The organism is Paenibacillus sp. JJ1683, assembly GCF_053006485.1.
On the sequence record NZ_CM129820.1, the window covers coordinates 2,509,936 to 2,524,740 of the forward strand.

Annotated in this window: 13 protein-coding genes; 9 read left to right on the forward strand and 4 right to left on the reverse strand. The window is 48.3% G+C overall.

Annotated features, from left to right (window positions below; translation table 11 throughout):
* Positions 1-92 precede the first annotated feature (92 nt).
* The 7 genes from ACUC6J_RS11100 to ACUC6J_RS11130 all read left to right on the forward strand — a co-directional run bounded on the left by ACUC6J_RS11100 (position 93) and on the right by ACUC6J_RS11130 (position 8,931).
* The gene (locus ACUC6J_RS11100) at positions 93-2,162 is read left to right on the forward strand and encodes a bifunctional aldolase/short-chain dehydrogenase (protein WP_447250198.1); all 2,070 of its coding nucleotides are present in this window, start codon (positions 93-95) and stop codon (positions 2,160-2,162) included.
* A 137-nt stretch (positions 2,163-2,299) separates the two neighbouring features.
* Complete coding sequence (rhaI, locus tag ACUC6J_RS11105; protein WP_447250199.1) at positions 2,300-3,520, forward strand: L-rhamnose isomerase; 1,221 nt, start codon at positions 2,300-2,302, stop codon at positions 3,518-3,520.
* Positions 3,517-4,992, forward strand: a complete 1,476-nt coding sequence (locus tag ACUC6J_RS11110; protein WP_025364759.1) for a rhamnulokinase — start codon at positions 3,517-3,519, stop codon at positions 4,990-4,992. The genes rhaI and ACUC6J_RS11110 overlap by 4 nt, the downstream gene beginning before the upstream one ends.
* Positions 4,993-5,012: 20 nt before the next feature.
* Entirely contained in the window at positions 5,013-5,771 is a 759-nt protein-coding gene (locus ACUC6J_RS11115; RefSeq protein WP_016818460.1) for a DeoR/GlpR family DNA-binding transcription regulator, read from the forward strand.
* A 166-nt stretch (positions 5,772-5,937) separates the two neighbouring features.
* Positions 5,938-6,666, forward strand: a complete 729-nt coding sequence (locus ACUC6J_RS11120; protein WP_017428474.1) for a (Fe-S)-binding protein — start codon at positions 5,938-5,940, stop codon at positions 6,664-6,666.
* Complete coding sequence (locus ACUC6J_RS11125; RefSeq protein ID WP_017428475.1) at positions 6,663-8,183, forward strand: LutB/LldF family L-lactate oxidation iron-sulfur protein; 1,521 nt, start codon at positions 6,663-6,665, stop codon at positions 8,181-8,183. The genes ACUC6J_RS11120 and ACUC6J_RS11125 overlap by 4 nt, the downstream gene beginning before the upstream one ends.
* Complete coding sequence (locus ACUC6J_RS11130; RefSeq protein WP_447250200.1) at positions 8,176-8,931, forward strand: LutC/YkgG family protein; 756 nt, start codon at positions 8,176-8,178, stop codon at positions 8,929-8,931. The genes ACUC6J_RS11125 and ACUC6J_RS11130 overlap by 8 nt, the downstream gene beginning before the upstream one ends.
* Positions 8,932-8,946: 15 nt before the next feature.
* Here the strand turns inward: ACUC6J_RS11130 and ACUC6J_RS11135 are convergent, their stop codons facing one another.
* From ACUC6J_RS11135 to ACUC6J_RS11150, 4 genes are all read right to left on the reverse strand, one after another.
* On the reverse strand, positions 8,947-10,053 hold the full coding sequence (locus ACUC6J_RS11135) for a sensor histidine kinase (RefSeq protein WP_447250201.1): 1,107 nt from the start codon (positions 10,051-10,053) through the stop codon (positions 8,947-8,949).
* Positions 10,054-10,068: 15 nt separating this feature from the next.
* Positions 10,069-10,770, reverse strand: coding sequence for a response regulator transcription factor (locus ACUC6J_RS11140; RefSeq protein ID WP_447250292.1), 702 nt, complete (start codon positions 10,768-10,770; stop codon positions 10,069-10,071).
* 116 nt (positions 10,771-10,886) lie between these two features.
* Positions 10,887-12,080 (reverse strand): acyltransferase, encoded by a 1,194-nt coding sequence (locus ACUC6J_RS11145; protein ID WP_031463444.1) that lies wholly within the window; start codon positions 12,078-12,080, stop codon positions 10,887-10,889.
* A 199-nt stretch (positions 12,081-12,279) separates the two neighbouring features.
* A complete protein-coding gene (locus ACUC6J_RS11150; protein ID WP_016818467.1) occupies positions 12,280-12,705 on the reverse strand; it encodes a CHRD domain-containing protein in 426 nt (141 codons plus the stop codon).
* A gap of 168 nt (positions 12,706-12,873) precedes the next feature.
* On the opposite strand from ACUC6J_RS11150, the gene ACUC6J_RS11155 reads away from it, so the two are divergent.
* Together ACUC6J_RS11155 and ACUC6J_RS11160 are read left to right on the forward strand one after the other, a co-directional pair.
* Positions 12,874-13,296, forward strand: a complete 423-nt coding sequence (locus tag ACUC6J_RS11155; protein WP_016818468.1) for a hypothetical protein — start codon at positions 12,874-12,876, stop codon at positions 13,294-13,296.
* Between the two features lie 266 nt (positions 13,297-13,562).
* On the forward strand, positions 13,563-14,723 hold the full coding sequence (locus tag ACUC6J_RS11160; protein WP_102997335.1) for a rhamnogalacturonan acetylesterase: 1,161 nt from the start codon (positions 13,563-13,565) through the stop codon (positions 14,721-14,723).
* Positions 14,724-14,805 lie beyond the last annotated feature (82 nt).

The window sequence follows — 14,805 nt, forward strand, 5'->3', positions numbered from 1 at the left end:
TTAAAACAAAAGTGTTATAGTCTCAATAAATAAAAATATCCACCTTAATAAAATCATTCAAAACAAAAAACAGAACTTGGAGGTTTTTTTCTATGGTACAAAGTCTATGGAATTCTTCACAAGCATCTGAGCAGAAAAGCACGCTGGAACAGCTCGTATATCGTTCTAACCTGATTGGCACAGATCGGAGCGTGTGCAACTGGGGAGGTGGGAACACTTCGGCCAAAACGACGATACAAGATTTTCGCGGACGTGAAGTAGAGGTGATGTACGTTAAGGGTAGCGGTTCCGATCTCGCAACAATGAAAGCGCATAACTTCACAGGGCTTCGTATGGAGGACATTCGTCCACTGTTTGAACGGGAAGAGATGTCTGACGAGGATATGGTCGCATATTTGGCGAACTGTATGATAGATGCCAAGCATCCGCGGGCTTCCATTGAGACGCTGCTACACGCATTTTTGCCTTTTAAGCATGTCGATCATACACATCCGGACGCGATCATCAGTTTATGCTGTGCGCATAACGGCAAGGAAATCGCTAAGGAAATTTTCGGTAACCGTTTTGTATGGGTGCCCTATATCCGTCCAGGCTTTAAGCTGTCGAAAATGATTGCCCAAGGGGTGCTCGATCATCCACAAGCTGAGTTGGTACTGATGGAGAAGCATGGTTTGGTTACATGGGGAGATACATCTGAAGCAGCTTATGCCAAAACGATCGAAATCATCCAGGAAGCAGAAAGCTATATTAAAGCTCGCCAAGCGGAAAAGAAGGCGTTTGGAGGCGCAAAATATAAAGCGCTTACTTCAGAGGAGCGCCGTAGCATAGTGTCCCAGGTCATGCCACCCGTCAGGGGGGCAGTCAGTAATGAGAAAAAGATGATCCTCACGTTTGATGATGCGGAGGATGTGTTGGAGTTTGTGAACGGCCGAGATTCTGCTGCTTTATCCCAGGTCGGGGCAGCGTGTCCGGATCATCTGGTTCATACCAAAATGAAGCCGCTCTATGTAGATTGGACACCGAATGTGGAGGATGTAGAGGAGTTGAAGGTTAGGCTTGCTGAAGGTATAGCAGTCTATAAGGAGCAGTACCAAGCTTATTTCGAGCGCAATCGACATGAAGGAGACGTGAGATTTGAAGCAGCGCCGCGTGTCATCTTAATTCCGGGTATCGGTATGATTAACACAGGCAAAAGCTGGAGCAATGCGCAGGTGAGCGGTGCCTTGTATCATCGTGCCATTGCTGTCATGCGAGGAGCAACGGCGCTAGGAGAGTTTGTTTCACTCAGTGAAAATGAATCATACAACGTGGAATGCTGGCCGCTGGAGCTTTATAAGCTGTCACTTGCGCCAGCAGAAGCAGAATTTTCACGCAAAATTGCATTTATTACGGGTGGTGCAGGCGGAATTGGCAGTGCAACCGCACGTCGTCTGGTGGATGAAGGTGCGCATGTTGTATTGGCAGATCTCAACCTGGAAGGTGCGCAAAAGGTAGCTGCAGACATCAATAGCAGTTACGGTGAAAACCGTGCGATTGCCGTGAAAATGGATGTGACGCAGGAGGAGCAGATCCAGGCGGCCTATGTCGAGACGGCGCTAACCTATGGTGGTGTAGATATTATCGTAAACAATGCAGGGCTTGCTACATCCAGTCCGTTCGATGAAACATCATTAAAGGAATGGAATTTAAATGTAAATGTATTGGGAACAGGTTATTTTTTGGTCGCGCGAGAAGCGTTTAAGCTGATGAAGGAACAGACACTTGGCGGTAGCATGGTGTTCGTCGGTTCCAAAAACTCGGTCTATGCAGGCAAAAATGTAACGGCCTATAGCTCGGTCAAGGCGCTGGAGGCGCATCTGGCCCGCTGTATTGCCGCAGAAGGCGGCGAATATGGTATCCGCGTGAACACTATTTTGCCGGATGCGATTTTGCAAGGCTCGGCAATCTGGAACTCCAATTGGCGCAATGAACGCGCCGCCGCCTACGGCATTGAGCCAGACCAGCTGGAGGAGCATTACCGCAAGCGAACGACGCTGCTGGTCAACATTTACCCGCAGGATATCGCAGAGGGTATTGCCTTTTTCGCGTCTTCCAAGGCAGAGAAAACGACAGGCTGTATGCTGACCATCGACGGCGGCGTCCCGGCAGCCTTTACACGCTAACCAAATTGAAATGAACCTAACTTTAAAATAGAAGTGACTTTATGGCTGGTCAGCAGCGGAGCGATCGGAAGAACAATCCGCATGCGAAGCGATCTCCCACCTCCATAACTCACTTCATTTTCCAAGGAGGAACCACGATGAGTGACAAAGCGTACGCCTTATTCGAGGAACAACAGCAACAACGAGGCATTGACCTGGAGCAAGTAAAGACTAAACTGAAAGCGCTTAGCATAGAAACACCTTCCTGGGGATATGGCGACTCAGGTACACGTTTTAAAGTCTTTCAGAAAACGGGCGTGCCGCGTGATCCGTTTGAAAAGCTGGAGGATGCCGCACAGGTTCATGCCTTGACAGGCTTATGTCCGTCCGTTGCCATTCACATCCCGTGGGATAAAGTAGACAATTACGGCAAACTTCGCAGTCATGCCGAAAGCCTTGGCCTACAAATTGGGGCCGTAAATCCCAATCTCTTTCAAGACGAGGACTACATGCTCGGTAGCGTTACTAATGTAGACCCGGCAATCCGTCGCAAGGCTATCAACCATTTGCTGGAATGCGTGGATATTGCAAAGGAAACGGGCTCCAACGACTTTAGCTTATGGTTTGCGGACGGAACGAATTATCCCGGTCAGGGGGACATTCGCAAACGCAAAAATTGGATGCTGGAGGCGCTCCATGAAATGTATAAGGCGCTTACGCCGGATATGCGCATGCTGATTGAATACAAGGCGTTTGAGCCGGCTTTTTACCATACGGATATTGCCGATTGGGGCATGGCGTACCATTACGCGACCAAGTTGGGGCCGCAGGCACAGGTGCTGGTGGATACAGGGCATCATCTGCCGGGAGCCAACGTGGAGCATATTGTTGCGTTTTTAATGGATGAGAAGCGACTGGGTGGCTTTCATTTTAACAGTTATAAATATGCGGATGATGATCTGATCGTGGGTTCCGCCAATCCGTATGAGCTGTTTTTAATCTTTTATCAGATTTTGAACGCAGCTCAGGATGTCGATGCAGATATCCGTGATACTGTCGATAAAATTGCTTATTTAATCGATCAGTCGCACAATATCGAACCCAAAATTCCGGCCATGATTCGCTCGGTCCTAAATGTGCAGACTCAATATGCGAAGGCACTTTTGATCAATCATGCAGAGGTGGAGGAAGCGGTGAGCCGTCAGGATGTGCTGGGTGCGGAGGATGCCGTACGCCAAGCATTTGAGTTTGATGTGGCCCCGTTGCTCAAAGCAATCCGTGAAGAGCAAGGATTACCTGCAGATCCAATGAAAGCCTATTTGGCGTCTGAGTATGATACGCAGATTTTGAAAAGAGGCAAGGGTGGTGCGAGCTGGTGAGCATCCTCGCATATGATTTGGGGGCAAGCAGCGGCAGGGTTCTACTCGGAAAATTAACCGATTCACGTATCGTGGTGGAGGAAATCCATCGCTTTTCCAATGATCCGGTCAAGGCTGGGGAGCGCCTGCACTGGGATATATTGCGTCTCTATCACGAGGTTCAACAAGGATTGCTCAAAGCCAAGCATATGAGAGTGAATCCATCCAGCCTGGCGATTGACTCCTGGGCGGTCGATTTTGGACTGATTGGAGAAACCGGCGAATTGCTGGGCAACCCTTATCATTATCGGGATTGGCACACCCATGGAGTAATGGAAGAAGTACAGGAACGGCTGGGAAAAGATTTTATTTTTCAGCGCACAGGCATTCAGTTTTTGACGTTTAATACGATTTATCAGCTGGCTGCTATGCAAAATGCAAGATCACCCTTGCTGGAGCAGGCAGAACATTTCCTGATGATCCCTGATTTGCTGCGGTATTTTCTGACAGGTGAAATGTATCATGAGTTTTCTAATGCAACCAGCACGCAGTTATATCATCCGTTACAGCAAAAATGGGATAATGAGCTTTTGTCTGGAATCAACATTCCCCGCTCTTGGTTTGGAGAGGTACTGGAGCCGGGAAGTGTTGCAGGTACAATCCGTTCATCGGTCATGACGGATCTGGGTATTGGAGCGATTCCTGTGATTGCAGTAGCAGAGCATGACACAGGATCAGCAGTGGCTGCCGTACCAGCGCTGGAGCAGTCCTTTGCGTACTTGAGCTGCGGAACATGGTCCCTGATGGGAACGGAGACCGCACAGCCAGTAATTAATGATGATACGCTTCGATTTAATTTTACAAATGAAGGCGGCGTAGGCCGAACCTACAGGCTGCTAAAAAATATCATGGGACTGTGGATTCTACAGGAGGCGCGCAGAGAGTGGGAACGGCAGGGAAACTCCTATTCTTTTCCTGAATTGGTTCATATGGCGGAACTGGCTCCAGCGTTCACTTGTTTGATTGACCCGGATGATGAACTGTTTCTGCATGCCGGGGATATGAAAACACGCATACGCCAATACTGCCGCAATACCGGACAGCTAATGCCGGAGACGCCGGGAGAGATTACGCGCTGCATTTTGGAAAGTCTGGCGTTAAAGTATCGCTACATTTTGGAGCTTACAGAACGGGTGTCAGGACAGCGTTTTAATGGTTTGCATATGGTCGGCGGAGGGATTCAAAATCGCTTGCTGTGCCAATGGACGGCCAATTCGATTCAAAAACCCGTATGGGCAGGACCCGCAGAAGCGAGCGCAATCGGCAATCTTGCGGTACAATGGATGACACAGGGAAAGTTCGCCGATATATGGGAAGCACGCCGGGTCATTGCGGATTCTATTACCGTAGAGGAATATGAACCTGCCGAGTCAGAAGCGTGGGAGGATGCCTACGGGCGGTTCCGGCGGGTGACAGGACTTTTTGTACATTAAAGATGTGGAGTGAGATTGCCATGCTGGTCGCAGAAAGATATGAGATGATAGTGCAGCTCGTAAATGAAAGAGGAAGCATACGGGTGTCCGAATTGAGTGAGCTGTGTAAAGTAACGGAAGAAACGATTCGCCGCGATCTCGATCGTCTGGAGCAGGCGGGACGACTGCGCCGTTCTCATGGGGGAGCGGTTAGTGTCAAAAACGAGCAGCCTGAAACGCCCTATGCGGTACGGGAAATTATGAACGCGGAGGAAAAGCGTCGGATTGCTGAGGAAGCGGTCAAGCAGATTCAGCCGCACGATCGCATTTTGCTGGATGCCAGTACGACTGCCTGGTATATGGCGTCCAGTCTGCCGGATATTCCTTTAACGATACTGACGAATTCGATTCGGGTAGCTACAGAGCTGGCAGGTAAGGAAAAAATCGAGGTCATTTCGACGGGAGGACAGCTGCTTCAACGTTCACTGTCATTCGTGGGCCCGCTCGCAGAGCGTTCATTAGAAACCTATTATGTGGATAAGCTGTTTTTTTCCAGTCAGGGAGTTCATCTGGATCGCGGTATTAGTGAATCAAATGAGCTGCAAGCTCGTTTGAAGCAGAAAATGGTCAGCATTGCGGATCGGGTAATTTTACTGGCAGATGCGAGCAAATTCGGGCAGCAAGCGTTTACCCATGTCGTGAACTTGACGCAAGTGTCCGAAATTATTACAGATTCGCGGCTGTCGGACCCGATTCGCAGTCAGCTCGCAGAGTTGTCCATTCCGGTTACGATTGTGTAAGCAGGTAGTTTCCGGCGTGAGGTCGCTCTGCGGTTCATTTGATTTACGATCGCTGTTGTAGCGGGATTCTCTGATGAGTAAGATCTACATAGGTGAGAATCCCACTGCAAGCTTATGCTTATGATGAAAGTTTTCCTTTGGAAAATGGACGGAAGGGGTGTGCCGTTTGAAGGTATATTTATTTATTACCTGTCTAAGTGATGCGATTTATCCCAAGGTAGGGGAAGCGATGGCCCGCTTGCTTGCCAGATATGGTGTCGAGCTGGAATTTCCCAAGGTGCAGACATGCTGCGGGCAGCCGTCCTATAACAGCGGCTATTGGGATGAAACAAGGGCAGCGGCAAAAACGATTTTGAAAGCGTTTAATAACAGTGATTTTGTCGTAGCTCCTTCCGGTTCCTGCACATATATGATTCATCATTACCCGGAGTTGTTCAAGGATGAGCCTGAGTGGCTGGAGTCGGCACGGAGGCTGGAGCAAAAGACGTATGAGTTTACACAATTTATGGTGCAGGTGCTTGGCGTGACCGATGTGGGTGCGTCTTTTCCGCATACGGTAACCTATCATCCGTCTTGCCATGGAACACGTTTGCTCGGCGTAAAGGAGGAACCGATGAAGCTGCTTGGCAGCGTAAAGGGTTTGCAATTAGTGCCGCTTCCTTTTGCGGAGGACTGCTGTGGGTTTGGTGGTACTTTTGCGGTGAAAATGCCCGATATTTCGGGAGCGATGGTGACTGAAAAAGTGGACCATATCAGGGAGACGGAAGCCGAGGTACTGGTCGGACTGGACATGGCCTGTTTGATGAATATCGCCGGTAATCTCAGATATCGGAAAGAGCCAGTTCGGGTGATGCATCTGGCAGAGCTGTTATACGAAGGGGTGAAGCACGCATGACCGCTGTACATACGCACTCTATGAACCAAAAGGTCAAAAAACGTGCAGAGCTGGCTCTGAATGATGATTTTCTGCGGAATGCAGTTCGTTTCACTACCGAGCGGCTGCGCAACGGTAAGCGTGTAGCTTCAGAGCAGCATGGAAATTGGGAGGAATGGCGTGAGCGGGGGCGTCAAATTCGGCTTCATACGATTGCCCATCTGGACTATTACTTAAATCTATTTGTAGAAAATGCCCGTGCCAACGGGGTGCATATCCATTTTGCCGACACCGCAGTGGATGCCGTGCGCATTACACTGGACATTGCCGCGCATAATCAAGCCCGTTCTGTCGTCAAATCCAAGTCGATGGTGTCGGAGGAGCTGCATTTGAATCAGGCGCTGGAAGGTGCGGATATCGAGACGATTGAAAGTGACCTCGGTGAGTATATTATTCAACTGGCGGGAGAGGCACCATCTCATATCGTGATCCCTGCGATTCACAAAAATCGTTATCAGATTGCCGAGCTGCTGTCTAAAGAAGCAGGGGAGGAGCTGTCCGCAGATACGACGATTTTGGCGGGCTTTGTCCGCAAAAAGCTGCGTGAAAAGTTTCTAGAAGCGGATATTGGCATGACAGGCTGCAATTTTGCCATTGCCGAGACGGGTTCCATGGTTTTGTTTGAAAATGAAGGCAACGCTCGCATGGTTTCTACTCTGCCCAAAACGCAAATCACACTGATGGGTATGGAGCGAATTATTCCATCCTGGACAGATTTGGAGGTGATGGCTACATTGCTACCACGCTCCGCTACCGGACAAAAGCTGACGATGTATATGTCCGGTATTTCAGGACCCCGGCGCAGCCAGGATGCCGATGGACCGGAGGAAATGCACATTATCATCGTAGATAACGGGCGTTCGCTTCAGCTAGGCAATCCTGAGTTTCAAGAGCTGTTAAATTGCATCCGCTGCGGCGCTTGCCTGAACGCTTGTCCGGTGTACCGACACATTGGGGGGCACGCGTATGGCGGGACATATAGCGGTCCTATCGGTGCAGTGCTTACGCCTGCCCTTCATGGCAACATTGAAGAGTGGAACGATATTGCGAGTGCGTCCAGTCTGTGTGGAGCGTGTTATGAAGCCTGTCCGGTCAAAATACCACTGCATGATATGCTGGTTTATTTGCGTAGACGCAAGGTGGAGGCAGGACAAGGGGATAAGCTGGAGACGATCGGGATGAAAGGTTTTGCGGCGGTAGTTTCCAGTTCGAAGCGATTCGCTGCGGCGATCAGTCTCGGGCAGATCGCACAGAAAGCGGTGGTTCGTAAGGGAGAAATTACCCTTAAGCTTGGCCCCTTAAAAGGCTGGAATACGTACCGTGTGGCTCCTAGTCTGGCGAATAAGTCCTTCCGTCAGCACTGGAACACACTAGCGCGTGAGCTGGAGCAGGAACGCAAGGTCATGCATCCAGACATTCTCAGCCGAATGGAGACGATCTTGGCGGATAGAAGAAAAGGTGGGATGCAGCATGAGTGAACAGCGTAATCCTTCTGTGCAAGCAAAAGCGGAGCATGAAGCATGGCTTCATCACATGCAAGCAGAATCCCGTGTCAAGCAGGCGCGCTTTATGGAAGGCATTGCGGCGCGGCTCAAGCGTCCACGACAGACGGAGCCACCGATGCAGCCGTTTCGCGGCGCACCTGCGTTTTGGCACGAATTCGAATGGAGTGCGGAGCAGCGCATCGAGGAGTTCACCGCCAACTTTACAAGTGTTGGCGGACACGTAGTGCGTCTGCCGGATCTGAAGAAGGCGGCAGACTGGATCGCGCACAAGGCGCGCGAGCTGGGAGCAGCCTATATCGTCCGGCAGAATGAGCCGGACCTGGATGCGCTCCAGTTGGAAGCAGCGCTACCGGAAGTCCGATTGTCGGTGTGGAACACCGATCCAGCCGAAGACTGGAAGGCACGCGCCGCGGAGGCCGATATCGGCATCGTCATGGCCGATGAGGCCGCCGCCTACACCGGCTCGGTAGCAGTGCTATCCTCGCCGGAGAAGGGGCGCTCGGTCAGTCTGCTGCCGACCGTGCTGATCATTCTCCTGCCCGTGGAGCGTCTGCGAACACGACTGGGCGAGATTTTAAGCCGTTTTGACGTAGCAGGGCGCGAGCAATTACCCGCAGGCATTCATTTTATTACTGGACCGAGCCGCTCGTCGGATATCGAAAATGATTTGACGATCGGTGTACACGGACCAGGTATCGTTTATACGTTGTTGGTTGGTTAGCGTTATACTGCCCGTCTAACGGGCGCGATAGATCGGAAAACGGGTTTCAAAATCTGTTTGTTTGCGATTACTCCTAACCGAAATGCTGCCATTGTGTAGCTCGGTAATGCTCTTGGTAATAGCAAGGCCCAGCCCGGTACCTCCGGTTTCCTTGGAGCGTGATTTGTCCACTCTGTAAAACCGTTCAAAGAGATGTAGGACATCTTCCGGTGGAATCGGGGTGCCGTAGTTGGTGCAGATCACTATCGCTTCATCGCCTTCACGTCCTATCGTGATATCGAGACGCTTACCATCCTTTCCGTATCGAATCGCATTGGAAAATAAATTTTCATACAGGCGCACCAGCTCGTCCGTGTCGGCCAAAATCCGAACAGGCTCAACGATTCGGACACGATAGGACATGTCCGCCTGTTCCAGTGAGGGTACAAATTCCTCAGCAAGTTGAGTGAGCAATTTGCCGAGGTCTACAGGCTCCAGCTCCAGTGGCAGGCTACCACCACTCACACGCGTGTATTCAAATAACTCGTCGATCAGCTTTTTAAGCGTCAGCGATTTTTCATAAGCAATGTTTACATAATAGCGTAGCTCAATTTCATCCCGGTAACGGTCGGTTTCAATATACTCCAAAAAGCCAATCACCGATGTTAGCGGGGTGCGAAGATCGTGGGATACACCAGTGATCAGGTCGTTTTTCGCTTTGGCGGAAGCCCGTTCTTCTTCTATTGAAAGACGGAGCTTGTCTGCCATGGTGTTCATATTTTTTGCCAAGGTTGCCAGTTCATCTGCGGAAGATACCGGGATCGAATAGGATAAATTTCCGTCCGCGAAATTCTGCATCCCTGTCGTAATCTCGCGTAGATAGCCAATCGTATTTTTGGTAAAAAGGAAAAAGAAATAAATATATAAAGGCAGCCCACACACCAGCAAGATCAGTGAGGAACCAATGTGATTGACGGTCCAGCGGATCAGCCGAGTGCCAAAAAAAGAACGCGAGGGATTCAGCCATAACAGCAAAGACGCTCCATAATAAAACACCATTAAAATTAGTCCAGTTAAAGTGAAGGCGGCAAGGCTAAGGGCTGCCAGCTTCCATCCCAGCGTATCGTATCGTTTTGCCTTCAAGACGCAAGTCCTCCATTAATCGAATTTTTCCATTTTATAGCCGATGCCCCACACCGTTTTCAGGTATTTGGGCTTTCTTGGATCAGTCTCAATTTTCTCGCGAATTTTACGCACATGAACCATTAGCGTGTTGTTGGATTCCAGATATTGTTCCTTCCAGACCTTCTCATAAATCTGCTCCATGCTCAGCACTTGACCCCGGTGTCGAGCCAAAAGCTCAACAATAGCGAATTCACGCGGAGTCAGCTTAACGGATTCTCCAGCGAGAGTGACCTCATGTGTAACAGTGTTAATGGAGAGTTCATCCAGTACCATTTCATGCTCCAATATAGGAGAGGAGTGGGCATATTTCCGTACTCTACGTAGCTGGGATTTGATGCGTGCCACTAGCTCCAGCGGGCTGAACGGCTTGGTGACATAATCATCGGCCCCAACGCTAAGCCCTGTAATTTTGTCCATATCTTGTCCCTTCGCAGACAACATAATGATCGGAAAATGCTCGGTTTCCCTGATTTTCATGCAGGCTTCAATCCCGTCCATGTTGGGCATCATCACATCCAGCACCATTACATCTATCTGTTCCCGATTAACCTGCTCTAGCGCTTCCAGTCCGTCCCGTGCCATGAGCAAGCGATATCCTTCATTTTCTAAATATATTTGCATGAGCTTAATAATTTCAGGTTCATCGTCTACTAATAAAATGGTTCCGTTATGCATGTTATGCATGGTTGTGCACCCTTTCTGTTCTTTCCAGCAGTATACAATATGGGCGTATTATATACCTTTTTGGCGATGGAGGCTATGGACACTCTTCTCAGGTCGTTTGTTGGGTATCATCGGCCTTTGAATAGTAGCGTTTCGGGCGAAGACATGCGCTCTTCTTGCTTGAAGTTCCTTTTTCCTGTACCCGGTAGCTGACCGAACAAAATCCAAGCACATGGCAGGAAGCGGGCGATGACCGACACGACGAGCCAAGAACAAAGAAGTGCACAGAAAAAACCTCCAGCGTACCACACATGAATAAGCTGCGGTGAGCCAATGTGTGGTGAAAACTGCCGATACAAGAGTAGGAAAAATGGATGTATGAGATACACACCAAAGGACAGTGTGCCCAGACGTTCCAGCTTGCGAATGACAAAGGAATGTTGTCTTCTATACATTAAGAAGGAAATCTGTAGTAATACCAGCGGACTAGACAGGCTGTACATGTTATACATAAGTTCAAAAACTAGCGAATTGTACGAGGTTCCGTACAATCTATTTTCGTACCACATATAGACATGAATGGTGGCTGAAATCAGCCATAAAGCCCAAATTGCGATCCATGTCAGTACGCTTGTAAAACTTCGTTCCTCCTTACGTATCAGAAACCAAGTTCGAAGCTGGGGATAGTAATAGCCGAGAGCTGCGCCCAGCATGTAGCAGGCCACATAGGACAGCGCCCAGCTGCCTTTATTTTGAACCTGAAAGAGAAATTTGTTGCTAATTATAAATGACCACTGTAGCAGCAGCCCAATGACAATAGACCATTGCGGAAATTGCTGATAACGCTGGAATAGCCACAGTATGCATGGAAATGCAAGATAAAATTGCATCATGATAAAAATATAATATAAATGGGTGTACGCTTTGCCCGTAACCAGTTTCAGAGCAAAGTTTTCCGCAAGTGTAGTTATACTCCATGGTTCGGTACTGCCAGCCATAAGGGACAGGATGAAATAAAACAGAGAAAACATGACATAAGGTAAGAGGATGTATAGCAATCTCTGCTTATAAAAGCGCCTCAAGAGCTGTCGTCCCAGCGGACGATCCTTATAGTTATAGAACAGCACCATACTGCTAAGCGCGATAAATACAGGGGTACCGTACTTCATCAACACATTGAGCGCATTATATACAACATAAAGGCTGGAATTTGTAAGTTGGACCGTTGCATAGGAAGTGGCATGTACCATTAAGACGGCTAAAATCGCCATGGCTCTGACCAACTGTAATTCAGGAATTTTTTCTTTGGTCGTAGGCTTCATAAGCTTCATTTCCTTTCAGTAGTGAACTGTATCTTGTTGAACTCTTTCTATTAAAAGATAAAGTTCTTAACAACCTGAAAGGGAGCGGCTTAAGAATCGCTTATGAACTTCTTAACTTTTGTTAAGAATTAAAAAAAAGAACTTCCATAGGCTCAAAATGAGCAGCATGGAAGTTCTTTTTAGTACTCATGTTCATTCGTTATTTGCAACGTTTGATAGGTGCGCGTCTGATTTGCCCACGAATGGCACCGTTCGGATGACGGATCGTGTGGACGTTGACGTAGGCATTGCCCTCTCTAATTTGGCATACCAAATCATTAATGGTTCTGCCTCTGAGTGGACCGGTAAGATCAATTGCACGCAGCACGCCGGTAACGACACCTCTTCTTACGGTAATCCCAAACTTCGAAGGGCCAAACAGTGTAGCAACAACAGGACCATTTTCTCCTCTTCGTCCCAGATGAATGTGCGCTTCAGTTACCCGTGAAATATTGCGAACCGTCAGCTCAAAGCTTAATTGCTGGCTCGCTGGACGGTAACGAAATTCCGCAGTTCCTGTCGCATTCGTTCTGACAGGAGGCACTTCATTAGCCCCCCTCAACGTGGCTCTAAACTTATTGGACATTACGTCCCTCCTTTCCCAGTGTTGGTTTAGTGTATTCACAGGATCAGAGAAGGGGCTGTACATTCGCCTATTCATCAGAAGTTGTGTGTTTTACAAGTTATTCAGTCCAAGCACAAAACTGATTTTTTCATAGACTATGAGTATCTGATAGAGAGAGGAGGAGAAACTATGGGAACATTTATTGATGGAAGAACATCCCAAAATGCTTCGACAGCCAACTCTATTGCCATCCCAATCACTCTTTTAAATACGCCGCAATTGTTCGGACAGATCGGATTAAACACCCAAGGAGCTACAGGTACACCACGGGTTCTGCTTAAAGGAACTATATCTCTCCAAATTCCACTTGCTTTAGTAGGGATTACAATTACTATTGTGAGAGGTACGCAGATAACAGACCCTGTTGTTTATTCGGCTACGTCAACTTTTAATTTAAGTTTATTAGCTCCACAGGTTATTGCGTTCTCAGCAGATGATTTTAACCCACCGATTACGCCACAATTGGTGTATACAGCCTTTGTATCAGCTAACCTGCTGGGTACAATACGAGTAGGTCCAGAGAGCTTCGACGGGATTTTGGTTTCGGATTAATGCAGTAGTTTTGAACTAACAGAATTTTGCTTCAGGGAGCTTCGCAGTTGGATCTGCGAAGCTTTTTTGTGTACAGGCATATAATATACTGGATCATACTCACTATGCAGGCTGACAAGTACAAGTTCAGCTTAACGAATAAGCTATTTTTCAATTGCATAAGAATGACATAGGTACAACCCTGCAACCATGGGTAGAATTTTATGTATGCGCTTACAAAAAAATCTTTGCTTCATGCAATTAAAAATCTGGAGGAGGAATGAAGAATGAAGTGGAAAAAAGGATTGACTGGTATGCTTTTAGCAGCCTTTTTATGTGGTGCGCCGGGGCTGGGTATAGCTACCCCGGCACATGCATCAACTGGCGAGTACAAGTTTGATTTTGGCGGGGGTACGGTCGAAACGGGGTATACCGGAGTGAGCGCTTCGCTGTCCTATGACTCTGCACGTGGCTATGGCTTTCGTACCCCTGAGAATATGCGTAATGTCAGTGCATCGGGAACTGGAGTGGCAAGTGATGCGGTACAATTCTTGGCTACAGGTACGAAAAGCGAGAATACTTTCGACGTCGATCTTCCTCCAGGTTTGTATGAGGTGTCGGTTACTTTAGGAAATACTTCTCGTTCGAGTGTTGCGGCCGAAGGGGTGTATCAGGTCATAAATATGACGGGAAATGGGGCCAAGGATCGTTTTCAAATTCCAGTGACAGACGGACAATTAAATCTGCTAGTTACTGAAGGCAAAGAGGGCGCAGTCTTCACACTCAGTGCACTGGAAATCAGGCAATTGTCTAGCAATCCAGTAACGAATCGCACGATTTATATCGGCGGGGATTCTACGGTATGTAACTATTATCCGCTAGATAGCAGTGTGCAGGCAGGATGGGGTCAACTGCTGCCAGAGTTTGTAAACACGAATACTTTTCAAATTCGCAATATGGCGTCAGGGGGCCAGATTGCTAGAGGCTTCCATCACGATGGTCAGTTAGAGGCGATCGTTCAATATATCAAGCCAGGGGATTATTTTATTCTCCAATTAGGCATTAATGACACCAATCCAAAGCATAACGAAAGCGAAGCGGAGTTTAAGGATTGGATGCGGGATATGATTCGGCAGGTGAAGGCTAAGGGGGCGACGGTAATTCTGTCAACACCGCAAGGCCGAGCCACTGACTTTAATGCTAACAATGTACACAACGCTGAAAACAGATGGTATAGAAGCGCTATTTTGGCACTGGCTCAAGAGGAACAAACGCCTTTAGTCGATCTGAATGTTCTTAGTTCAGCTTATTTCACCTCTATTGGCAAAGATGCTACGCTGGCTTTGTATATGAACGGTGATACACTACATCCAAACTTTGCGGGTGCAAGGGAACTGGCGCGATTAGTAGCACAGGATTTGAAGAAGCAGGGTCTGAGTGGATTCTAAATTTCAATGATGGTTTTACCCCTGCTTCTTACAATTGTAGGAGCAGGGGTTTTTGGCCTCTGTTCAGGGTGCTATAATAATG